Here is a 21,050-nt window from a genome sequence, read left to right as displayed (position 1 = left end):
TTCGATTGCCGATAACGAGCATGGCGCAGCTCGACGGCTACCGGGCGCGGTACGCGGCGGGGATCCGAACGGCGTCGAAGAAAGGGCACGGTGACGGATCGTCAGAAAAACCGGGACACGTGTCGAACACAGCGCCGCGACATCCGACAGGGGCGATTTCATGCCGAACGTTTGCGAGATGAAACCGCCTTCTTGACCGTCGACTTCTTCGCCGTCGCCTTCTTGGCCGTGGACTTCCTGGCCGTGGACTTCTCGGCCGCCGCCTTCCCTGCCGACGTCTTCGAAGCCGACGTCTTCGAAGCCGACTCCTTCGCGGCCGTCGTCTTCTTCGCGGCCGTCGTCTTCTTCGCCGCCGTCTTCTTCGCCGCCGCCCGCGGCCTCTCGCTCGGCATCGGCGTGACCTCCGCCGCCTCGCCCCGCGCCTCCTCGCCCCGCGACTCCTTCGCCGCGCGGACGCTCTTCTCCAGGGCCGCCATGAGGTCGAGCACCTTGCCGCCCTTCGCCGGCTCCGGGGTCTCCGGTGGGGCCTCCCCGGCCGCCTTCGCCGCGATGACCTCCTCCAGGGCCGCCCGGTACTCGTCGTGCAGGTCTTCCAGGTCGACCTCGCCGAGGGTGTCCATCAGGGCGTCCGCGAGGTCGAGTTCCTTGTCGCGGACGGTGACGTCGACGTCGGGGGCGACGCCCTCCGGGGCGCGGACCTCGTCCGGCCAGAGCAGGCCGTGCATGGCGATGGCGTCGCCGACCACCCGGAGCATGCCGAGGCGTTCCCGGCCGCGCAGCGCGTACTTCGCGATGGCCACCTTGTGGCTGCGTTTCAGGGCCTCACGCAGCAGGGTGTACGGCTTCGCGGCGGGGGCGCCGGAGGCCGCCAGGTAGTACGCCGCGTCCATCTGGAGCGGGTCGATCCGCTCGGCCGGGACGAAGGCGACGATCTCGATGGTGCGGGCGGTGGGGATCGGCAGGTGGGACAGGTCGTCGTCGGTGATCGGGATGATCGTGCCGTCCGCGTCCTCGAACCCCTTGCCGATCTCCGACTGGGTGACCTCGCGGTCCTCCAGCTCGCAGAACTTGCGGTAGCGGATCCGGCCGCTGTCCTCGGTGTGGACCTGGCGGAAGGAGATCGAGTGGCTCTCCGTGGCGTTGACCAGCTTGATCGGGATGCTGACGAGACCGAAGGAGATCGCGCCGTTCCATATGGATCGCACCTGCGGCTTCCTTCCGTCCGGATACCCATCATTTGTATGAGATTGTCATCGTATGACGCCGATCACAGAGGTGGACGGGCGGAGGGTCGCGCTCAGCAACCTGGAGAAGGTGCTGTATCCGGCGACCGGGTTCACCAAGGGCGAGCTGCTGCACTACTACGCGACGTCGGCCGCGGTCCTGCTGCCGCATCTGCGGGACCGGCCGGTGTCGTTCCTCCGGTACCCGGACGGTCCTGACGGCCAGGTGTTCTTCACCAAGAACGTGCCGCCGGGTACGCCCGAGTGGGTCACCACCGCCGAGGTGCGCCGGTCGGAGGGGGCGGCCCGGATGGTGCTGGTGCAGGACCTGCCGAGCCTGATGTGGGCGGCGAACCTGGTCACCGAGTTCCATACGCACCAATGGCTGGTGCGGACGCCGGACGAGGCCGACCGGATCGTCTTCGACCTGGACCCCGGGGCTCCGGCGACGGTGGTGGAGTGCTGCGAGGTCGCGCTGTGGCTGCGGGAGCGGCTGGCCGCGGACGGGATCGAGGCGTACGCCAAGACGGCCGGGTCGAAGGGGCTGCATCTGCTGGCGAGAGTGCGGGGGGCGTCCAGCGAGCGGGTGAGCGAGTACGCGAAGGGGCTGGCCGTGGCGGCGGAGCGGGCACTGCCGCGGCTGGTGGTGCACCGGATGACGCGGAGCCTGCGGCCGGGGAAGGTGTTCGTGGACTGGAGCCAGAACGCGGGGCGGAAGACGACGGCGACCCCGTACACGGTCCGGGCGCGGCGGGAGCCGATGGTGTCGGCGCCGGTGACCTGGGAGGAGGTCGCGGAGTGCCGGCGGGCGGAGGACCTGGGGTTCCGGGCCGGGGACATCGCGGGGCGGGTCGAGGAGTACGGGGACCTGCTGGCGCCGCTGCTGGACGCGGGGCGGGCGGCGCCGCTGCCGTGAACCGTGAACCGTGAAACACAGAGCAGGAAAGGGGGGCTCTAGCGGGCCGGACGGGCCCGGAGTCAGTTACACCCTCCCCCACGTGTTGCGGTCGCGCGCCATCGCGTGCAGTGCCTCGACGTCCGCCGGTTTGAGGACTCCGCCCAGGCGGGAGAGGCCCTCCAGGTCCCGGTCGCGGAGGATGCGGACCTCGCGGGGCGGAGCCGTCAGCACGACGTCCGCCGGGTCGGTCAGGGCCAGGACGGGGTGGACCTCGGCCGTCAGGGCGTAGGAGGCCCGGTCGGCGTCCGCGCGCAGGCGGCGCAGCAGCGGCCGGGGATCGCGGCGGCCCAGGGTGACCATCGGGTCGGCGACCAGCACCTTCTGCTTGCGGGCGTAGAGCGCGTGCACGCAGAAGAGGCCACCGGGGCCGATCAGCAGGTGGTGGAGGCGGTCGCCGCCGGGGAGCGGGACGGAGTGCAGGGCGTGCCACCCCGCGCCGTCCAGACGGTCCAGGGCGTCGCCGACGGTCTGCTCGGCGGTCAGCGCGCGGCGGCGCGGGTCGGGGCGGAGGCGGTGGGCCGGGCCGGGGTCCCGGTCGAGAGCGATCAGCAGCGCCTCGCCGGGGCGGTTGGGCGCGAGGTCGTCGTCGGGGTGCAGGGTCAGCCGCGCCAGTTCGGCGGGCGTGGGCACCGGTGGCGGGCCGATCGTGACCGGGCCGGTCAGGAACGGCCGCAGGGTTTCGAGTACGTCGTCCTGGCGCTCCTCGCTGAGCAGGTTGACCCGGCCCGCCTCGCGGTCGTACCAGGCGATGTTCCGTCCGTCCGTGAGGCAGACGTACAGCCGTTCCTGGCCCTGGCGCCAGGCCGGCACGACGCGCAGTCCGGTCATTGCGGCATCACCCCTCGACCATGGGAACAGGCGGGGTGCTCTGCGGGCAAGAACCCCGCTACCTTTGACAGGGGGTTGGCGCGTGCAGCGGGGAGGCGCCGGTGCGGATCCATGGGGAGCAGTACGACGTTCCGGCTCCGGACAGCCCGTGGAGCGAGGTGCTGCCCGGGCTGTGGATGGGCGGCCACGAGTTCCGGGGGCATGCGGGGCGGCTGGAGTCCGCTGTCGTACGGGACGAGTTCGATCTGGTGCAGAGTCTGCTGCGGGTGCCCGGGCACGGGCCGGACACCGGGGTCGAGCATCAGGTGTGGCCGATTCCCGACGGGCCGCTGGACGGCACCCAGTTGGCGGGCGTGATGCGGCTCGCCCGGGCCGCCAGCGAGGCCCTGGACGCCGGGCGGTCGGTACTGGTGCGCTGCCACAGCGGGTACAACCGGTCGGGGCTGGTGGTCGCGCAGGCGCTGGTGCACCGGGGGCGTACGGCCGAGGAGGCGATACGGCTGGTGCGGGCCCGGCGCTCGCCCTGGGCGCTGCACAACGAGCTGTTCGTCGCCTACCTGCGGGCCGGACTCTCCACCGCCCGGCTCCTTGAGGAACTCGCCGAGTAGCCTCTCCCCCGCACCGGCCATACAGGATGCAAAAAGGACTTCCCTACGAATCTGCGAATAAGGTGTACGGGGCCCCGAGACCCTCACCCCCCGAACCGCCCAGGAGCAGCGTGCCGACCCGTCGTCCCGTCCGTACCGCCCTCACCGCGGCCGCCGTCGTCCTGCTGGCGACGGCGGTGGCCGGCTGTGGCGACTCCGGCGGGCTCCAGGCGGCCGGTGCCACCCCGACCGCGGTCAGCCCCGTGAAGCTCTGGCCCGACCTGCGGCCGGCGGCCAGCCCGGCCTGGCCCTACGACGAGGGCAGCGCGCAGACCGTCAAGGGCGTCACGGTTCCCGGCGACGACATCCGCAGGGTCGATCCGGTGGCCGTCGTACGGGCGGAGATCGCCTCGGGCCCGGCGGACTACGGGTCGAAGGGCGCCTACCACGCGACCTCGAACCGGATGAAGGAGTGCGCGGCCGGGGGCGGCGGGGCGCGGTGTCCGCTGCTCGAGCCTTACTACCGGGATCTGACCGGGGACGGACGGGACGAGCTGACGCTCGGCTTCCGGTTGTACCCGACCAACCAGACGGCGCTGCGCGTGTACACCGTCGAGAAGCACCGGCTGGTGGAGGTGCTGGAGGACAACGACGCGATCATCGGCGTCGAGCTGGCCGGGCGGACGGTCATCGTGCGGTCGCCGGCCGGGATCACCGGGTACGAGTACCGGACGACCTGGGCGTGGGATCCGGAGCAGAAGGCGATGGTGTTCTCCCGGGACGAGTTCCTGCGCACCGGCAAGGCACGGCACAGCCGCACGCCGGTACCCTCCGCCTCGGCGAGTGCGCGATGAGGCTCCCCCGCTGGGCCGGGACACTCGCGGCCAAGTCGGCCGCGTTCATCACGGTGATGTGCTGTGCGCTGGCCGCGCTGCTCGGTGTGCTCGTGCATGTGTCGGTCACCGACCAGACCGTCGCACAGGCCCGTGACCAGGCACTCTCCCGGCTCGCGGACGCGACGACCGCGTACCAGGCGGGCGACGCGCTGCTGCCGGGCTCCGCGATCGACCCGGTGGGGCTGCCGCCGCGGCTGCGGGCGCTGGCGGTGGGCGGGGAGCGCGGCACGATGGTCGCCCGGGACGACGGTCGTCCCACGATGTGGGCGGCGGGCCCGGCCGACCGGAACCAGGCGCTCGCGGTGGCCGTGGACTACTCCCAGCAGACCCGTACGATCGCCGGCCTGGACCGCTCCATCGTCTGGTCGTCGGCCCTCGCCATCGGGGCGACGCTGCTGGTCGGGGCGTTCGCGGTGACCCGGGTGACCCGGCGGCTGCACGGCACCGCGCAGGTGGCCCGGCGGATCAGCGCCGGGGACCTGGACGCGCGGGTGCACGATCCCCGGACGAAGGATCCGACCCGGCCGCAGGACGAGGTGGCCGCGGTCGCCGCGGCGCTGGACGGCATGGCCGCGTCGCTGCAGAGCAAGCTGCTGAGCGAGCAGCGGTTCACGGCCGACGTGGCGCACGAGCTGCGGACGCCGCTGACCGGGCTGCACGCGGCGGCGGAACTGCTCCCTGCGGGGCGGCCGACGGAACTGGTGCGGGACCGGGTCGCGGCGCTGCGCACGCTCACCGAGGACCTGCTGGAGATCTCCCGCCTCGACACCGGCCGGGAGCGGCTGGAGACCGACGCGGAGGCGCTGGGCGCGCTGGCCGAGCGGGTGGTGCGGGTGTCCGGGACGGAGACCGAGGTGAAGGTCGTACGGGACGTGTGGGTGGAGACGGACCGGCGGCGGCTGGAACGGGTGCTGGGGAACCTGGTCGCCAACGCGCACCGGCACGGGCGGGCGCCGGTGGTGCTGACGGTGGAGGGCAAGGAGGTCACCGTCCGGGATCACGGGGACGGGTTTCCCGGGTACCTGGTGGCCCACGGGCCCCGGCGGTTCCGGACGGAGGGCGGGTCCAAGGGGCACGGGCTGGGGCTGACGATCGCGGCGGGGCAGGCGGAGGTGCTGGGCGCGCGGCTGTCGTTCGGCAACGCGATCGGCGGCGGGGCGGTGGCGACGTTGACGCTGCCGTAGGGGGCTGCGGGTGCGTCGTGGCTTGTCGCGCAGTTCCCCGCGCCCCTTGGGCAGGTGCACTGGTCCCACCTATAGGGGCGCGGGGCTGTGTCGATATGCGGCTCCGCCGCGTGGGCGCGGACAACCCCCACCGGCCGGCACGTGCCACACCACCCGAGCCACCCCCGGCCTCGCGCCACGCTGGCGCAAGCCAACAAAGCACGCAACTAGCACTATGTGGGTAAGTTCCGGACATGACCAAGGCCGGAACCACCCTCACGGCGTCCGCGGCCCCGGCCGCCCCCGTGCGTCTCCCCCGGCGCCGTGGCATCGAACTCGCCCTGCTCGTGCTGGCCGTGCTGCTCTCCGTGTACGGCTACTGCGCGGTCGGCCTGGCCCGGACCGGCACCGTCCCGCCCGGTGCCGCCGGTTACGGCGCCGGCCTCGGCGTCCTCGCGCTCGTCGCCCATCTCGCCGTGCGCTTCCGCGCGCCGTACGCCGACCCGCTGCCCCTGCCGATCGGCGTGCTGCTCAACGGACTCGGCCTGGTCCTGATCTACCGGCTGGACCTGGGCACCCCCGGCGACCGGGCGGCCCCCGCCCAACTCGTCTGGTCCACCCTGGGCGTCGGCCTGTTCATCATGGTCGTGCTGATACTGCGCGACCACCGCCTCCTCCAGCGCTACTCCTACGTCTGTGTCGCCGCCGCGCTCGTCCTGCTGCTGCTCCCGATCTTCTTCCCGGCCGTCAACGGCGCCCGGATCTGGATCCGGATCGCGGGATTCTCCATCCAGCCCAGCGAGTTCGCGAAGGTGCTGCTCGCGGTGTTCTTCGCCGCGTACCTGGCCGCCAACCGCAACGCGCTCGCCTACGCCGGCCGCCGGCTGTGGTTCATGCAGTTCCCGACGGGTCGGGTGCTCGGTCCGATCGTCACCATCTGGCTGGTGAGCGTCGGCGTCCTGATCCTCGAACGCGACCTGGGCACATCCCTGCTCTTCTTCGGCCTCTTCGTCGTCATGCTCTACGTCGCCACCGGGCGCACCGGCTGGATCGCCGTGGGCCTGCTGCTCGCGGTGCTCGGCGCGGTCGCCGTCGGCCATCTGGAACCGCATGTCCACGGCCGGATCGAGGACTGGCTGCACCCCTTCGCCTCGATCGACGCCGGACAGGGGCCGAACCAACTCGCCCAGTCCCTCTTCGCGTTCGCCGCCGGCGGGGTGCTGGGCACCGGACTCGGCCTGGGCCACTCGATCCTGATCGGCTTCGCCACCAAGTCGGACTTCATCCTGGCCACCGCGGGCGAGGAGCTCGGCCTCACCGGGCTGTCCGCGATCTTCCTCCTCTACGGCCTGCTCGTCGAGCGCGGCTACCGGGCCGGCCTCGCCCTGCGCGAGCCCTTCGGCCGGCTGCTCGCGGTCGGGCTCGCCTCGATCGTCGCGCTCCAGGTGTTCGTCATCGCGGGCGGGGTGACCGGGCTGATCCCGCTGACCGGCATGGCGATGCCGTTCCTCGCCCAGGGCGGCTCCTCGGTGGTCACCAACTGGGCGATCGTGGCGCTGCTGATCCGGGTGAGCGACTCGGCCCGCCGCCACTACGACGGACGGGTGGCCCCATGAGCCGGCGCGACCGCCAGAACACCGGCATGGCCAGGTACATCCGGCGGGCCCGTGCCTTCTGCGCCCTGCTGCTCTTCGCCCTGCTCGTCAACGCGGCCCGCGTCCAGGTGGTCAGGGCCCATGCCTACGACGACAACCCCGCCAACCGCCGCACCTCCATCGCCCGTTACGGCCTGCCGCGCGGCGACATCCTGGTCGGCGGCCAGCCGGTCACCGGCTCCCGGGACAGCAGGGAGCAGCTCCGCTACGAACGCACCTACCCGCAGGGGCCGTTGTACGCACCGGTGACCGGCTTCGCCTCGCAGCTGTACGGCACCACGTTCCTGGAGCACGCCGAGGACGGGCTGCTCTCCGGCACCGACCCGCTGCTGTCGCCGTTCCCGCTGTGGAACGACACCAGCCGCTCGCAGAACCCGGGCGGGAACGTCGTCACGACCCTGAACCGGTACGCGCAGGAGGCCGCCTACCGGGGCCTGGGCGCCCGCAAGGGCGCGGTGGCCGCGATCGAACCGGCGACCGGCCGGATCCTCGCCCTGGTCTCCACCCCGTCGTACGACCCCTCCGAGCTGTCCGGCAACGGCGAGGCGGTGGCCTCGGCCTGGGCGCGCCTGAACGACGACCCGGAGAAGCCGATGCTCAACCGTGCGGTACGGCAGACGTATCCGCCGGGCTCGACCTTCAAGGTCGTGACGGCGGCCGCCGCCCTTGACGCGGGCGTGGTCACCGACCTGGACGCGCCGACCGACTCCCCCGACCCCTACCGGCTGCCCGGCACCACGACCCGGCTGACCAACGAGGGGGACGGCTGCGGGGACGCCTCGCTGCGGGCGGCCTTCGAGTGGTCCTGCAACACGGTCTTCGCGAAGCTGGGCGTGGACGTGGGGGTCGCGGACATGACGGCGACGGCCCAGGCGTTCGGCTTCAACGACACGCACCTGCGCATCCCCTTCACCACCGCGCAGAGCACCTTCGACACGAGCGTGGACAAGGCGCAGCTGGCGCTGTCGTCGATCGGGCAGTACAACACCCGCGCCACCCCGCTGCAGATGGCGATGGTCGCGGCGGCGGTGGCCAACGGCGGGATGGCACGGCCGCCGTATCTGGTGGAGCGGACCGTGCGGCGGACCGGCGAGACGGTCGGCACGGGCGGTGCCGGGCCGGTCCGGCAGGTGATGAGCCCCTCGACGGCCGTCCGGATGAGGGAGCTGATGACGGACGTGGTGCAGGAGGGCACCGGGTCCAACGCGGCGATCCGCGGCGCGACGGTCGGCGGCAAGACCGGCACCGCGCAGCACGGCCTGGGCAACTCCGGGGTGCCGTACGCCTGGTTCGTGTCCTGGGCGCAGGCGGACACCGACCTGGAGCCGAAGGTGGCGGTGGCCGTGGTGGTGGAGGACGCGGCGGCCGACCGGGGCGACATCAGCGGGGGCGGGGACGCGGCGCCGATCGCCAGGGCGGTGATGCGGGCGGTGCTGGGGCTCTGAAGCGGGCCGGGCGGACGGGGCCGGGTAGACGCGGAGTCAACAAGTCGTGCGCGGGGGATTGACCACCTTGCTGACAAGCGGTCTCATAAGAGCCGACGGCAACGTACCCCCGGGTAACGAGGTGAGGGAGCCATGACGACCCTGACGGAAGCGGAGGCGGTCGACGGACTGCGCGACGCGCTCGGCCTGCTCAAGGACCGCGAGCAGGTGGCCGAACGGCTGCTCGTCTCCTCCGCGAAGCACTCCTTCGACCCGGACAAGGAGCTGGACTGGGACGCGCCCTTCGAGGACGGCAAGTGGTTCTGGCCGCCGGAGCTGGTGTCGCTCTACGACACCCCGATGTGGAAGCGCATGTCCGAGGAGCAGCGGATCCTGCTCTCCCAGCACGAGGCCGCGGCCCTCGCCTCGCTCGGCATCTGGTTCGAGCTGATCCTGATGCAGCTGCTGGTGCGGCACATCTATGACAAGGCGGCGACGACCGCGCACGTGCGCTACGCGCTGACCGAGATCGAGGACGAGTGCCGGCACTCGAAGATGTTCGCGCGCCTGATAGCCCGCGGTGACGCGCCCTGGTACCCGGTGAGCCGGGCCCACCTGGCCCTGGGCCGCCTGTTCAAGACGATCTCGACCACCCCCGGCTCCTTCACGGCCACGCTGCTCGGCGAGGAGGTCCTGGACTGGATGCAGCGGCTGACCTTCCCCGACGAGCGGGTGCAGACACTGGTCCGGGGGGTCACGCGTATCCATGTGGTCGAGGAGGCCCGGCACGTCCGGTACGCCCGCGAGGAGCTGCGCCGCCAGATGGTGACGGCGCCCCGCTGGTCGCAGGAGTTCACCCGGGTCACCTCCGGCGAGTTCGCGCGGGTCTTCTCGGTGGCCTTCGTCAACCCCGAGGTCTACACCAACGTGGGTCTGGACCGGCGGGAGGCGGTGGCCCAGGTGCGGGCGAGCGGGCACCGGCGGGAGGTCATGCAGAGCGGCGCCAAGAAGCTGACGGACTTCCTGGACGACATCGGCGTCCTCCGGGGAGCCGGCCGACGGCTGTGGAAGAGCTCGGGGCTGCTGGCCTGAGTGCCGGCTCTCAGGTCCGAGTCGGAGCCGTCGGCTGTGGGACGCCGAAGCCCTCGTCCGGGCCCTCCGTCGCCGCCTTCGGGATCGTCGGGGGCGTGTAGTGGCCCAGGGGCCGGGACCTCGGGTCCGGGCGTACCGCGCCCAGGATGGGGTTGGCCGCGATCGGGGAGACCTTGATCTTCGCGCCGGGGCGGGGGGCCTGGACCACCCTGCCGTCGCCCAGGTAGAGGGCCACGTGGGTGGCTTCGGGGAAGTAGACGACCAGGTCACCAGGGCGTAGCTGGTTCAGCGGGACGTGGGGCAGGTCGGCCCACTGCTGCTGGCTGGTGCGCGGGATGGGGGTGCCGGCGTGGTCCCAGGCCTGTGAGGTCAGGCCCGAGCAGTCGTACGACGTCGGGCCCTGCGCGCCCCACTGGTACGGCTTGCCCAGCTGCCGCACCGCGTAGCGCACCGCGCGGTCGCCCTCCTGGGACGGGGGCGGGGTGGTGGCGCTCAGGGCGCCGGACGCGGTGAGTTTCCGCTGCGCGGCCGCCGTGTTGTCCCGCTCCAGGTCGGCCAGGGCGGTCAGCTGGGCGGGGGTAAGGAAGGCCAGCATGCGCTCCACCTCGGACAGCCGGTCCTGGACCTCGTCGCGCTGCTTCTTCTGCCCCTCGGCGAGGGCGAGTCGGGTGTCCAGCGCCTTGCGGGCCTTGCGGGCCAGGTCGGTCTGCCGCTCCTCGTCGTCCACGAGACGTCCCACCGTGTGGGCCCGTTCGCGGGCCAACTGCCCGATGACATGGCCCTCGTCGAGCGCGTGCTGGGGGTCGCGGGCCAGGAGCAGCCGCAGGTACGGGGAGAGACCGGTGACACTCTGGTACTGCTGGCGGGCCAGCCGGCCGGCCTCGGCCTTGCTGGAGTGCAGGGAGAGCCGGGACTCGGCCAGCTCGTCGTCCAGCCGGTCCACCTCGGCACGCTGCCGCCTCAGCCGTTCCTCGGTCGCGTTGTAGGTCTCGGTGGCCTGCTCGGTCTGCCGGTACAGCCCCTGAAGGTCCGTCAGCAGCTCGGCCACCGGACGCTCGGGCTCGGGCGCGGCGAGTGCGGACTCGGGCGCGAGGACGGCCTGGGCCGCCACCGCGGCCGTACAGGCCAGGCGCAGAAACCTTCCTGACACGTCATCACCTCCGATGCGGGACGGCCCCTCCGTACCGCATCGTGATAATCGGACATGCAGGTTTAATCCGTGCAGCGATGGTGGGCTTATCGGCCCAACCCTTTCACCCGTCCGTGTCATCCGGCTTGCGGAGCGGCCCGGTGTCCGGTGCGGAGGACTGGTCCGGGACCGGGTCCGGCTTCGACCATGGCCACTTCGGACCTCCGCCGCCGCCCTTGCCCGTGGGGTCGTACTCGTACTTCCAGCCCTGGGCCAGACCCAGGCGCTTGCTCTGTCCGCGGGGGACGCGGCGGTAGACCAGGACGGTGGGCTTGCCACCGGCCGGGTCCGGGACCGGGATGCGGTACGTCTTCGGGGGGTGGCCGGTCATGCCCAGCAGTACGGGGAGCACCCGCCCGTCCATGGGGCCGCCCTCGAAGGGGGTGTCCTGACTCTTCACGGCACCAGTTTCAGCCATCCGCCGCGAGGGCGTCGACGAGGGCGGCCGTCTGCGGGTCGCGGCGCGCGGTGACGCTCAGTACGGCGACGAACTGGTCCACCAGCCAGTCGCGCAGCTCGTCGGTGGGCGGCTGCTTGTCCTCGTCGAGCCAGATCAGGGAGGCCGCCTCGACGGCGGTGATCCACATGCGGACGGTCATGCGCAGCCGGGGTCCGGGGTCGGTGATGCCGAGGTGGCTGAGAATGTGCTGCGCCGCGGCCCGCCGCACGCCGTCCACGGTCGCCGTCGTCCGTGAGGTCTCCACCACGCTGCCGCCCTGGAGCAGGGCGCTGAAGCCGGCGTCGTGCTGGTCGACGAAGGCGAGGTAGCGGTCGAGGGCGCGGGACAGGCGGGGCAGCAGGGGGCCCTCACGGGGTTCGTCGAAGCAGTGCTCCAGCTCCTCGGCGGCCGACCTGAGCGCGGCCTCGTAGAGCTGCTGCTTGCCGCCCGGGAAGTACCGGTACACCAGCGGGCGGGAGACCCCGGCCGCCTCCGCCACGTCGTCGAGGGAGACGTCCTCGGGGACGCGGTGCGCGAAGAGGGAGAGGGCCGCTTCGAGGAGCTGGCTGCGCCGCTCCTCGACGGACAGCCTGCGGTAGGCGGGGGTGGCGGCCTGCGGGGTCATGACTGCAGCGTATGCGCTCCGCTGGGGGCGCCGCGATGGGCCGTCGGTCGGGTGCGGCGCCGTTGTGGCTGGTCGCGCCGTTCCCCGCGCCCCTTCGGGGGCGCGTTGCCGTAGCGCCCCGTCAGGGGCCCGGGGAACTGCGCGAGCAACCACCGCGCACCCGCGGCCGAAAACCGGCCTGATCAGGCGGCGCCTGCCACCGAGGCCAGGTAGGCCTCCGTCTTCTCCGGCTCGTAGAAGAAGTTCTCGTAGTCGGAGGGGTCGTTGAAGCCGTTGGCGAAGCGGTTGGCCACCGGCGGGAGCTGGCCGGCCGCGCCGATCAGGTTGAGGATGTGCTCCGGCGGCGGGGCGAGCATCGCGTTCGTCCACTTGGTGACGTGCTGGGCGGTGTCCCAGTAGCGGTCGAAGGTCTGCTGCATCCAGGTCTCGTCGAACTCCTTCTCGCCGTGCTCGAGGATCGAGGCGAGATAGGCGGCGGCGCACTTGGCCGCCGAGTTGGAGCCCTGGCCGGTGATCGGGTCGTTCGCGACGACGACGTCCGCGACGCCCAGCACCAGGCCGCCGCCGGGGAGGCGGCCGACGGGGTTGCGGACGGTGGGTGCGTAGCGGCCGGCCAGTGTGCCGCCCGCGTCGGTCAGTTCGACCTTGGTGGCCCGCGCGTGCTCCCAGGGCGTGTACCGCTCCATGAGTTCCAGGGTCAGGGAGAGGTGCTCCGCCGGGTCCTTGACGCCGTTGAAGACGTCCAGCGGGCCGCCGGGTATGCCCTCCCAGAAGAGGATGTCGGCCGGTCCGGAGGTGGTCAGGGTCGGCATGACGAAGAGTTCGCCGACGCCGGGGACCAGGTTGCAGCGGACCGCGTAGAAGTCCGGGTGCTCGGGGCGGGGGCCGAGGCCGTGGACGTAGGCGACGGCGAGGGCGCGCTGCGGCTCCGTGTAGGGGGAGCGGGAGGCGTCCCGGCCGAACATCTGGACGAGCTCGCCCTTGCCCGCCGAGACCAGCACCAGGTCGTAGGCGCGGGCGAAGTAGTCGAGGTCGCCGACCGCCGCGCCGTGGATGACCAGCTGGCCGCCGCGCTGGGCGAAGGTCTCCATCCAGCCGGCCATCTTGACCCGCTGGTCGACCGACTGCGCGTACCCGTCGAGCTTGCCCACCCAGTCGATGGCACGGGCCGCGGGGCCCTCGCCCCAGGAGCCGGGGGCGGCGACCGAGACGCCGAGTCCTTCGATCTTCGGGGCCTGGGACTCCCAGAAGTTCAGCTGGAGATCGCGCTCGTGCTGCAGTGCCGTGTGGAACATGCACTGCGTCGACATGACCCGGCCGGAGCGGATCTCGTCCGCGGTCCGGTTCGACATCAGGGTGACCTCGTAGCCGTGCGACTGGAGGCCGAGGGCGAGCTGGAGGCCGGACTGGCCGGCCCCCACGACGAGTATCTTCCGCATGCGGGTGGTGACTCCTAACGAAGGTCTACTCGGGGGGCTACTCGGGGGTTTCGTCCAGCGCGTGGGCGACCAGGGACAACAGCGTCTCGATCACCGGGACACGGCGGCGGGCGTCCATGATCATTACAGGTATGCGCGGGGGAATCGTCAATGCCTCCCGCACGTCCTCGGGTTCGAAGCGCTCACTGCCGTCGAAGTGGTTGACCGCGACGACGTAGGGCAGCCCGCAGCTCTCGAAGTAGTCCAGTGCCGGGAAGCAGTCCTTCAGGCGCCGGGTGTCCGCGAGGACGACGGCCCCGATCGCGCCCCGCACCAGGTCGTCCCACATGAACCAGAACCGCTGCTGGCCCGGCGTGCCGAACAGGTAGAGCACCATGTCGTCGTCGAGCGTGATGCGGCCGAAGTCCATGGCCACCGTGGTGGTGAGCTTGCCGGGCGTGGCGGTGAGGTCGTCGGTCTCCTCGCTCGCCTCGGTCATCAGCGCCTCGGTCTGCAGGGGCGTGATCTCCGACACGGCGCTGACCAGCGTGGTCTTGCCGACGCCGAAGCCGCCGGCCACGACTATCTTCGTGGCGATGGGGGCCCGGGTGCGGTCCGTCTGCCAGGACCGCACATGCTCCTCCCCGTCGAGGAGCGGGGCGACGCCGGAGGCGTCAGAGACGGCGTAGTCCACTCAGCACCCTTTCGAGCAGAGCGCGGTCCGGGCGGCCGACGCCGTGACCGGTACCGGTTCCGTACACACGGATCTTTCCCTGGTCCGCGAGGTCACTGAGCAGGACCCGGACCACACCGAGCGGCATCTTCAGCAGCGCGGCGATCTCGGCCACCGTGCGCATACGGCGGCACAGTTCGACGATGGCCCGCATCTCCGGCATCACCCGGGTGTTGAGGGAACCATTCGTCAGTTCCTTGCGCTCCTCCGGGGCCTCCAGGGCAGCCACGAAGGTCTCCACGAGGAGGACGTGGCCGAAGCGGGTACGGCCACCGGTGAGCGAGTAAGGGCGGACGCGGGCGGGTTTGCGGTCGCCACCGCGTACCGGGAGGTTCTGCCTGCGGTTCTTCGGCGCGTTGCTCACTGGCCGCTCCTCGTCGCGTCTGCCTCCAGGGACTTCCTCAGCTCGGTGCGGAGCTCGGGGGTCAGGACGTGGCCGGCGCGGCCGACGAACAGCGCCATGTGGTACGCCACGACACTCATGTCGCACTCCGCGGAGCCGTGCACGCCGAGCAGCGAGCCGTCGCTGATCGACATGACGAAGAGGCTGCCCTCGTCCATCGCGACCATCGTGTGCTTGACCCCGCCGAAGTCCATCAGCCGGGCGGCGCCGACGGTCAGGCTGCCGATGCCGGAGACGATGGTGGCGAGGTCGGCGGCGGAGCCGCGGGGCCCGGTGCGTTTCTCGCTCCTGGCCTCGCGGGCCGCCTCGTTCCGGCCGGGGTCCGAGGAGAGCAGGAGCAGGCCGTCGGAGGAGACCACGGCCACCGACTGGATACCGGGCACCTCCTCGACGAGGTTGCTCAGCAGCCAGTGCAGGTTACGGGCCTCACTGCTCAGTCCGAAGGTACTGGGCGCGGTCAACTGCTTGCCTCCTCGACTGTGCCCCCCGTGGCTTCTTCGGACACGACTGATCCGGGTACGGCTTGTGCGGTGCTCGGCACCGGGTTCTGGCCGGTCTGCTCGGCGATCTCCGCCGCGACGTCCCGGCGGCCGGCGTCGGCGCCGCTGCGGAAGCCGCCGAGCCTGCGGCGCAGGGCGTCGGCGTCGACGCCGGTGCCGCGCTGGCGGGGGGCCGGGGCGGGGGCGGTGATCTTGGGGGTGCGCTTGGGGAGGCCCTTGCTGGTGACCGGGTCCTCGTCGTCGGCGCTGTCGTCGCCGAAGGCGTAGTTCCCACCCGCACCACCGGTGCGGCTTTCGTGGTCGGGTGCGGGTGGCCCCAGTGGGACCCGCTCGCCGCCGGCGGCCGCGGACCGCGGCCGCGTGTGGCCCTCGGCGTCAGCGGGGTGCGCCCGCTCCTCGGCAGCTGCGGCGGGGTGCGTCCGCTCGTCGGCGCCAGCGGGGTGCGCCTGCTCCCCGGCGGCAGTGGATCGCGTCGGCTGCTCCGCCGTCCCGGACTCCAGCCCTGCCGGGTCCGGGACCAGGAGTTCCATCGTCGTCTCGGCGAACGTCTCCGCCGGGGCCTTCGGACGGGCCGTCGGTTCGGGGGCCGCTGCCTTCGGCGGGGATGCCTGCTCGTGGGCGGGCTGTTCGTCGGCGTCCCGTACCGCCTGCTCCGCCAGCTTCACCAGGGGGTCGCCGGACTTCGCGCGGCCGTAGAGGACGTTGGAGTTGACCTCCGCGTCCGCGCCGGGCAGCGAGAAGCCGTGGGCGCCGCCGGAAGCCGTCGCGGCCGACGGGACCGCCGCCGCGGGGGCCGCGGCCAGCAGGGGCTGGGGCAGGACCACGACCGCGGCCACCCCGCCCTGCTTCTGCTCGCGCAGGTGCACCCGCACGCCGTGCCGGTGGGCCAGGCGGGCCACGACGTAGAGGCCGAGGCCGAGACCGTCCTCGCCCTCCTGGTCGTACGGCGACTCGGGGTCGAAGTCCGCGAGGCGGCCGTTGAGGCGGACCAGGCGGTCGGCGGTCATGCCGATGCCCTCGTCCTGCACGGAGAGCATGACCTCGCCGCTCTCCAGCAGCCAGCCGGAGATCTCCACGGGCATGTCGGGCGGGGAGGACGCCGTGGCGTTCTCCATGAGTTCGGCGAGGAGGTGGCTGAGGTCGTCGGCGGCGAAGCCGGCCACGTGCGCGTGCGGGGGCAGGGCCGAGATACGGACCCGCTCGTAGCGCTCGATCTCGCTGACCGCCGCCCGGACGACGTCCACCAGCGGGATCGGGCCCGCGTGCTGCTGGACGTGCTCGGTACCGGCCAGGACCAGGAGGTTCTCGCTGTGCCGGCGCATGACCGTGGCGAAGTGGTCGAGCTTGAAGAGGGTGGCCAGCCGGTCCGGGTCCTGTTCGCGCTCCTCCAGGCCCTCGATGACGGCGAGCTGCCGCTCGACCAGGCCGAGGGTGCGCAGCGCGAGGTTGACGAAGGTGCCGCCGATGCTGGTGCGCAGCCGCTGCAGCTGGTCGCCGGCGTCGGTCAGTTCGGCGCGCAGTTCCTCGCGGGCGTCGGCCATCTTCTGGCGCTGGCCGACCAGGTGCTTGCGGTCGGTCTCCAGGGTCGCGATGCGGTCGTAGAGCTCGGTGACGTGCGCATGCAGGGCGTTGACAGAGCGGACGACCTGGGCGAACTCGTCGTTGCGGCCCGTGAACGTGATCGGTTCCTCGGTGCGCGGGTCCTCGGCCTCGGCGAGCCGCGCCGAGCCCCGGCGGAGCACCGAGAGGGGGCGGGTGAGGGTGCGGGCCATGGCCGTGGCGATGCCCACCGCCACCAGCATCAGGGCGCCGAGCACCGCGACCCGGATCTCCAGCGCGGTGACGTCGTCGTCGCGGAGCCCCGCGAGGTCCTTGGTGCGGTGGTCGTAGAGGGCGGACTCGGTGCCCCGCATCAGGTCGACCCGTGCGGACAGCGCCGTGTCCAGCTTCTTGGTGCCGGTGCCGAGGTCGTCGTCGGAGAGGGTCGGCTGGTCGGTGAGGGCGGCCAGGTACTTGTCGGCGTCGTTGACGTCGTTGCCGGTGACCGTGGAGTCGTACGACTCGACCGCCGCCTTGGGCGCGGTGTCGCGGAAGTCGGCGAGGGCCGCGTCGGCGCGCAGCCTGGCCTGCTGGGCGGCGGCGGTGAGCGCGTCGCGCTGCTTCCTGTCGGCGTCCGAGGTGGTCGTGCTCGTGGTGGGCAGACCGGTGAGCGGGTCGATCGTGGTCTGGGTGGAGGTGGGGATGTTCAGGGCGGCGAGCAGGAGGCCCCGGGCTGCCGCGGACTGCTGGACGGCGGAGTCCAGCTCGGCGAGCGCGTAGGCGCCGGAGCCGGCCCTGGGGGGCGTCTGCTCGGCCAGTTCCTCGGCGAGCCGGTGGAGTTCGGTGATGGTCCGGGAGTACGCCTCGTGCGCCTGGAGGGCCGTGCTCCGGCCGGTGAGCGCGGACCGGCGGACGGCCGCGATGCCGTCGAGGTCGGTGCGCAGCCAGCCCGGGATGTCGGTGTCCGCGCGCAGGTCCTCGACCTGGCGGTCGACCCGGGCGCCGCGGTCCTGCGAGGGCGCCTTGGACTTGGGGCGGCCGGCCGCGACGTAGGAGGTGACCTCGTCGCGCTCGTCGGCGAGCGAGTTGGCCAGCGAGAGCGCGTCCTGGGTGCGCCCGGCGAGCGTCACCAGGTCCTGGGAGTCGCTGAGCTGACCGGAGGCGGTCAGCAGGGCGGGCGCGCCAGCCCCCGCGATCGCCGCGGCGACCACCGCCACGGCCAGGATCAGCCGCGTGCGGACATGCTTGCGGCGGCCGGTGCCGACGGGAGCGACGGCGCCCGTTTCGGAGGCCGTCTTCTTGCCTGTGCGCCGAGGCCGCGTCTTCTGCACCGGTGCTCGCATTCCTGAACTCGTGTACCCAAGGGGCCGGGTGGCACCCCGTCATGATCCCCGGCATTTCGGTGCCAAGTGGTGCGTGTACCCGATACGTGCACCCGTTACGTAGGTCCCCGACCCTCCCAGCGCCGGTGGGCGGCGGTCTCGCATCGCCTGACCCGCCACCCGAAGGAGTGAACATCGGAGGGGAGTTGGCGGGCAAGTTCCGGCGGACCCTGTGGGGGCCCTTTCCGGCTGGCCGGTTGGACGCGGACGACAGGCTTTGACAGGATTCGCCACCACGCCTTCCCGGAGTGCTCCATTCCACCCCAAAACAGGCGGCTGACCTGCGAGACCGCGTGAATTCCCGGACGGTTGCCAGCCTTTGGCGAAGATCGTGAAAGGGTCGTGCAGACTGGCCGAATGCGTACTGAAGTCGTTTCGGAACCCGGTGCCCCCGACCGCCCCAACGAGGACTTCGCCGGTGTCGGACTTCCCGCCTCGGGGCAGGGGGGTTGTGTGATCGTCCTGGACGGGGTCACCCCGCCGAAGGACGGAACCGGCTGTCTGCATTCCGTCCCCTGGTTCACCGCGCGGCTCGGCGGCGCGCTGACCGAACTGACCGTTTCGGCACCAGATCTGACGCTGCGGGAGATCCTCGAACGAGCGATCCGCCGCACAGCCGACGCACACGGCGACACCTGTGACCTTTCTCACCCACGCACGCCCCAGGCGACGGTCGTTCTGACCCGCTGGTCCGCGGACACCGTGGAGTACCTGGTCCTGTCCGACTCCGCGCTGCTCCTGCGCTCCCCCGACGGCACCGTCACCCCGGTCCTGGACGACCGGCTCGACCGTGTCCCCCGCTCCTCCCTGGCCACGGACGCGATCGCCGACGCCACGGTCCGCAACAGGGAGGGCGGTTTCTTCACGGCCGCCGGCGACCCCTCGGTCGCGGCCCGCGCGGTCACCGGGACCGTGCCCCGGCACCGGGTCGGCGCGCTCGCGGCCCTCACCGACGGAGCGACCCGCTGGACCGAGAAGTTCCAGGAGGGTGACTGGGCGGCCCTCTTCGACGTCGTACGCAAAGAGGGCGCGCGGGCGCTGGTGGAGCGGGTACGGGAGCTGGAGGCGGCCGACCGGGAGAAGCGGGAGTTCCTGCGGCGGAGCAAGACGCACGACGACGCGACGGTGGTGCACGTCGAGTTCTGACACCCCCGGCGGGTTCCGAAGCCTCCCGGTGGCGGTTACTTCTCCATGACGCCGTTCAGCTGGTGCAGCAGCCGGGCCAGTTCGGCGACCTCCAGGCGGGGCCAGTGGGCGAGCTGGCGGACGTAGCGGCCGCGGCGGGCCTCGCGGACCGTGCCGACCCGGCGCCGGCCCTCGTCGGTGAGCGCGACCAGCCAGGCCCGTCCGTCGGCCGGGTCGGGCTCGCGGGCGATCAGGCCGAGCTCCTCCAGGGCCCGCAGCTGGCGGGACATGGTGGCCTTGCCGACGCCGATGTAGGCGGCCAGCTCGGTGGCGCGCTGGCCGCCGCACTCGTCGAGCCGGACGAGCAGGCCGTACGCGGCGGACTCCAGGTCGGGGTGGACCTCGCGGGCCATCTCGCCCTGGCTCGCCCGGGCGCGCCGCAGCAGCACCGTCAACTCGCGTTCCAGAGCCAGGAACTCCTGGTCCGCACCGCTCGGCGTCAACCCGGTGGCGGCGGGTTGTTCGTCGCCCTTTTCGTCCTCGTGCACGTCAGCACCCCTGATCGGTTTTCGCAGTCCTGAAAGTTTCCGTCAAACCCCGTCGTCACCGCAGCTCGCCAAGTATTTCGCAGGCGTAGACCAACGGCGGCGTCCGGACCCCCTTCCCCGGCTTCTGCTACGTGCGTAGCGTCTCTACCAGGCAATCGATGGCATGCCCACGCCAGCGGTAGGCGTCGCGCCGTGTGACCTCGCGTCGTGTCGCGCGTCTCCCGCCGACCGTCTCTGGCATATCTGGGACCTCACCTCACCCCACGGAGGCACGTCATGCCCGTGCACAGACCCGCCCCCACTCTCGTCACCGGACTGCTCTCGCTGCTGCTCGCGACGGTCTCCCTGACCCCGGCCCACGCCGACACGGGCATTCCCGCCCGCGGTTCGGCGTACATGGGCATGGGCGTCCTGGCCCACGACGGCCAGAGCGGTACGCCCAAGAGCGGCGACGCCACCCAGACCGAGGGTGTCGACGTCGCCGGCTACCAGGGCAACGTCGCCTGGTCGACCCTGCTGAGCAGCGGGGTCAAATGGGCGTACACCAAGGCGACCGAAGGCACCTACTACACGAACCCCTACTTCACCCAGCAGTACAACGGCTCCTACGACGTGGGCATGATCCGCGGCGCGTACCACTTCGCGACCCCGGACACCACGAGCGGCGCCACCCAGGCCAACTACTTCGTCGACCACGGCGGCGGCTGGTCGCGGGACGGCCAGACCCTGCCCGGCGTCCTCGACATCGAGTGGAACCCGTACGGCGCCGCGTGCTACGGCAAATCCGCGAGCGCGATGGTCGGCTGGATCGCCGATTTCCTGAACACCTACAAGGCGCGGACCGGCCGGGACGCCGTGATCTACACGGCGACCAGCTGGTGGACCGACTGCACCGGCAACTACAGCGGCTTCGCCGCGAAGAACCCGTTGTGGATCGCCCGGTACGCCTCGGACGTGGGGACGCTGCCGGCCGGCTGGTCGTACTACACGGCGTGGCAGTACACCTCGTCCGGTCCGACCGTCGGAGACCACGACAAGTTCAACGGAGCCCTTGACCGGGTGGTCGCACTCGCCAACGGATAGCGCACACCGGCCCGGCCGGGGGTCCGGGGGTTGTCCCCCGGGAAGACACAGCAACGGAGCCCTTGACCGGGTGGTCGCACTCGCCAACGGATAGCGCACACCGGCCCGGCCGGGGGTCCGGGGGTTGCCCCCCGGGAAGACACAGCAACGGATCCCTTGACCGGGTGGTCGCACTCGCCAACGGCTGACACCGCACAGGGCGAAGGCCCGGGCCTCCTCGCGGGGACCCGGGCCTTCTTC

At 72.0% G+C, this 21,050-nt stretch carries 20 protein-coding genes; 9 read left to right on the top strand and 11 right to left on the bottom strand.

The genetic code is table 11. The features are described 5' to 3' along the window. Positions 1–158: 158 nt before the first annotated feature. Positions 159–1,205, bottom strand: coding sequence for a Ku protein (locus ACGFZQ_RS09660; RefSeq protein ID WP_393839831.1), 1,047 nt, complete (start codon positions 1,203–1,205; stop codon positions 159–161). A gap of 52 nt (positions 1,206–1,257) precedes the next feature. Here ACGFZQ_RS09660 and ligD point away from each other — a divergent pair, with 52 nt between their 5' ends. Continuing rightward, positions 1,258–2,139 carry a non-homologous end-joining DNA ligase gene (gene ligD, locus ACGFZQ_RS09655; RefSeq protein WP_393839830.1) on the top strand — a complete coding sequence of 294 codons (882 nt, stop codon included), beginning with the start codon at positions 1,258–1,260 and terminating at the stop codon, positions 2,137–2,139. A 66-nt stretch (positions 2,140–2,205) separates the two neighbouring features. Here the strand turns inward: ligD and ACGFZQ_RS09650 are convergent, their stop codons facing one another. Continuing rightward, positions 2,206–3,009, bottom strand: coding sequence for a nuclease-related domain-containing protein (locus tag ACGFZQ_RS09650; protein WP_393839829.1), 804 nt, complete (start codon positions 3,007–3,009; stop codon positions 2,206–2,208). A gap of 176 nt (positions 3,010–3,185) precedes the next feature. On the opposite strand from ACGFZQ_RS09650, the gene ACGFZQ_RS09645 reads away from it, so the two are divergent. The 6 genes from ACGFZQ_RS09645 (at position 3,186) to ACGFZQ_RS09620 (ending at position 9,826) form a co-directional block, all read left to right on the top strand. After that, positions 3,186–3,617 carry a protein phosphatase gene (locus ACGFZQ_RS09645; RefSeq protein ID WP_393839889.1) on the top strand — a complete coding sequence of 144 codons (432 nt, stop codon included), beginning with the start codon at positions 3,186–3,188 and terminating at the stop codon, positions 3,615–3,617. Positions 3,618–3,727: 110 nt separating this feature from the next. Beyond that, a complete protein-coding gene (locus ACGFZQ_RS09640) occupies positions 3,728–4,450 on the top strand; it encodes a hypothetical protein (RefSeq protein ID WP_393839828.1) in 723 nt (240 codons plus the stop codon). Further along, positions 4,447–5,676 (top strand): ATP-binding protein, encoded by a 1,230-nt coding sequence (locus ACGFZQ_RS09635; RefSeq protein WP_393839827.1) that lies wholly within the window; start codon positions 4,447–4,449, stop codon positions 5,674–5,676. The genes ACGFZQ_RS09640 and ACGFZQ_RS09635 overlap by 4 nt, the downstream gene beginning before the upstream one ends. 233 nt (positions 5,677–5,909) lie before the next feature. Next, the gene (locus ACGFZQ_RS09630; RefSeq protein WP_393839826.1) at positions 5,910–7,271 is read left to right on the top strand and encodes an FtsW/RodA/SpoVE family cell cycle protein; all 1,362 of its coding nucleotides are present in this window, start codon (positions 5,910–5,912) and stop codon (positions 7,269–7,271) included. 26 nt (positions 7,272–7,297) lie between these two features. Continuing rightward, positions 7,298–8,755, top strand: coding sequence for a penicillin-binding transpeptidase domain-containing protein (locus ACGFZQ_RS09625; RefSeq protein ID WP_393839888.1), 1,458 nt, complete (start codon positions 7,298–7,300; stop codon positions 8,753–8,755). A gap of 132 nt (positions 8,756–8,887) precedes the next feature. Continuing rightward, positions 8,888–9,826, top strand: coding sequence for a diiron oxygenase (locus ACGFZQ_RS09620; protein ID WP_393839825.1), 939 nt, complete (start codon positions 8,888–8,890; stop codon positions 9,824–9,826). Positions 9,827–9,836: 10 nt separating this feature from the next. Here the strand turns inward: ACGFZQ_RS09620 and ACGFZQ_RS09615 are convergent, their stop codons facing one another. The 8 genes from ACGFZQ_RS09615 to ACGFZQ_RS09580 all read right to left on the bottom strand — a co-directional run bounded on the left by ACGFZQ_RS09615 (position 9,837) and on the right by ACGFZQ_RS09580 (position 18,003). Further along, positions 9,837–10,976, bottom strand: a complete 1,140-nt coding sequence (locus ACGFZQ_RS09615) for an NlpC/P60 family protein (RefSeq protein WP_393839824.1) — start codon at positions 10,974–10,976, stop codon at positions 9,837–9,839. Between the two features lie 103 nt (positions 10,977–11,079). Beyond that, complete coding sequence (locus ACGFZQ_RS09610; RefSeq protein ID WP_393839823.1) at positions 11,080–11,415, bottom strand: hypothetical protein; 336 nt, start codon at positions 11,413–11,415, stop codon at positions 11,080–11,082. Positions 11,416–11,425: 10 nt separating this feature from the next. Beyond that, complete coding sequence (locus tag ACGFZQ_RS09605) at positions 11,426–12,079, bottom strand: TetR/AcrR family transcriptional regulator (protein WP_351747706.1); 654 nt, start codon at positions 12,077–12,079, stop codon at positions 11,426–11,428. A 182-nt stretch (positions 12,080–12,261) separates the two neighbouring features. Further along, positions 12,262–13,518 (bottom strand): styrene monooxygenase/indole monooxygenase family protein, encoded by a 1,257-nt coding sequence (locus ACGFZQ_RS09600; protein ID WP_351747277.1) that lies wholly within the window; start codon positions 13,516–13,518, stop codon positions 12,262–12,264. 37 nt (positions 13,519–13,555) lie between these two features. Then, the gene (locus ACGFZQ_RS09595) at positions 13,556–14,191 is read right to left on the bottom strand and encodes an ATP/GTP-binding protein (RefSeq protein ID WP_393839822.1); all 636 of its coding nucleotides are present in this window, start codon (positions 14,189–14,191) and stop codon (positions 13,556–13,558) included. Beyond that, the gene (locus ACGFZQ_RS09590) at positions 14,172–14,594 is read right to left on the bottom strand and encodes a DUF742 domain-containing protein (RefSeq protein ID WP_351747281.1); all 423 of its coding nucleotides are present in this window, start codon (positions 14,592–14,594) and stop codon (positions 14,172–14,174) included. The genes ACGFZQ_RS09595 and ACGFZQ_RS09590 overlap by 20 nt, the downstream gene beginning before the upstream one ends. Continuing rightward, complete coding sequence (locus ACGFZQ_RS09585; RefSeq protein WP_351747283.1) at positions 14,591–15,094, bottom strand: roadblock/LC7 domain-containing protein; 504 nt, start codon at positions 15,092–15,094, stop codon at positions 14,591–14,593. The genes ACGFZQ_RS09590 and ACGFZQ_RS09585 overlap by 4 nt, the downstream gene beginning before the upstream one ends. After that, on the bottom strand, positions 15,091–18,003 hold the full coding sequence (locus ACGFZQ_RS09580; RefSeq protein WP_393839821.1) for a nitrate- and nitrite sensing domain-containing protein: 2,913 nt from the start codon (positions 18,001–18,003) through the stop codon (positions 15,091–15,093). The genes ACGFZQ_RS09585 and ACGFZQ_RS09580 overlap by 4 nt, the downstream gene beginning before the upstream one ends. A gap of 408 nt (positions 18,004–18,411) precedes the next feature. On the opposite strand from ACGFZQ_RS09580, the gene ACGFZQ_RS09575 reads away from it, so the two are divergent. Then, on the top strand, positions 18,412–19,200 hold the full coding sequence (locus ACGFZQ_RS09575; protein WP_393839820.1) for a protein phosphatase 2C domain-containing protein: 789 nt from the start codon (positions 18,412–18,414) through the stop codon (positions 19,198–19,200). Positions 19,201–19,235: 35 nt separating this feature from the next. On the opposite strand, the gene ACGFZQ_RS09570 is transcribed toward ACGFZQ_RS09575, so the two are convergent. Further along, positions 19,236–19,727 (bottom strand): MarR family transcriptional regulator, encoded by a 492-nt coding sequence (locus tag ACGFZQ_RS09570; RefSeq protein WP_351747289.1) that lies wholly within the window; start codon positions 19,725–19,727, stop codon positions 19,236–19,238. Between the two features lie 276 nt (positions 19,728–20,003). Between ACGFZQ_RS09570 and ACGFZQ_RS09565 the strand changes: the two genes are divergently transcribed. Beyond that, complete coding sequence (locus tag ACGFZQ_RS09565; protein ID WP_351747291.1) at positions 20,004–20,810, top strand: lysozyme; 807 nt, start codon at positions 20,004–20,006, stop codon at positions 20,808–20,810. Positions 20,811–21,050 lie beyond the last annotated feature (240 nt).

The organism is Streptomyces sp. NPDC048254 (assembly GCF_043201895.1).
Lineage (GTDB): Bacteria > Actinomycetota > Actinomycetes > Streptomycetales > Streptomycetaceae > Streptomyces.
The sequence above is the reverse complement of the archived record's forward strand: the minus strand, read 5'-3'. Positions and strand labels throughout refer to the sequence as shown.

Coding starts and splice junctions, on each gene's coding strand:
- ACGFZQ_RS09600 (WP_351747277.1), bottom strand. CDS start 13,518: ATGCGGAAGATACTCGTCGTGGGGGCCGGCCAGTCCGGCCTCCAGCTC.
- ACGFZQ_RS09625 (WP_393839888.1), top strand. CDS start 7,298: ATGGCCAGGTACATCCGGCGGGCCCGTGCCTTCTGCGCCCTGCTGCTC.
- ACGFZQ_RS09620 (WP_393839825.1), top strand. CDS start 8,888: ATGACGACCCTGACGGAAGCGGAGGCGGTCGACGGACTGCGCGACGCG.
- ACGFZQ_RS09565 (WP_351747291.1), top strand. CDS start 20,004: ATGCCCGTGCACAGACCCGCCCCCACTCTCGTCACCGGACTGCTCTCG.
- ACGFZQ_RS09630 (WP_393839826.1), top strand. CDS start 5,910: ATGACCAAGGCCGGAACCACCCTCACGGCGTCCGCGGCCCCGGCCGCC.
- ligD (WP_393839830.1), top strand. CDS start 1,258: ATGACGCCGATCACAGAGGTGGACGGGCGGAGGGTCGCGCTCAGCAAC.
- ACGFZQ_RS09635 (WP_393839827.1), top strand. CDS start 4,447: ATGAGGCTCCCCCGCTGGGCCGGGACACTCGCGGCCAAGTCGGCCGCG.
- ACGFZQ_RS09605 (WP_351747706.1), bottom strand. CDS start 12,079: ATGACCCCGCAGGCCGCCACCCCCGCCTACCGCAGGCTGTCCGTCGAG.
- ACGFZQ_RS09645 (WP_393839889.1), top strand. CDS start 3,186: ATGGGCGGCCACGAGTTCCGGGGGCATGCGGGGCGGCTGGAGTCCGCT.
- ACGFZQ_RS09650 (WP_393839829.1), bottom strand. CDS start 3,009: ATGACCGGACTGCGCGTCGTGCCGGCCTGGCGCCAGGGCCAGGAACGG.
- ACGFZQ_RS09575 (WP_393839820.1), top strand. CDS start 18,412: ATGCGTACTGAAGTCGTTTCGGAACCCGGTGCCCCCGACCGCCCCAAC.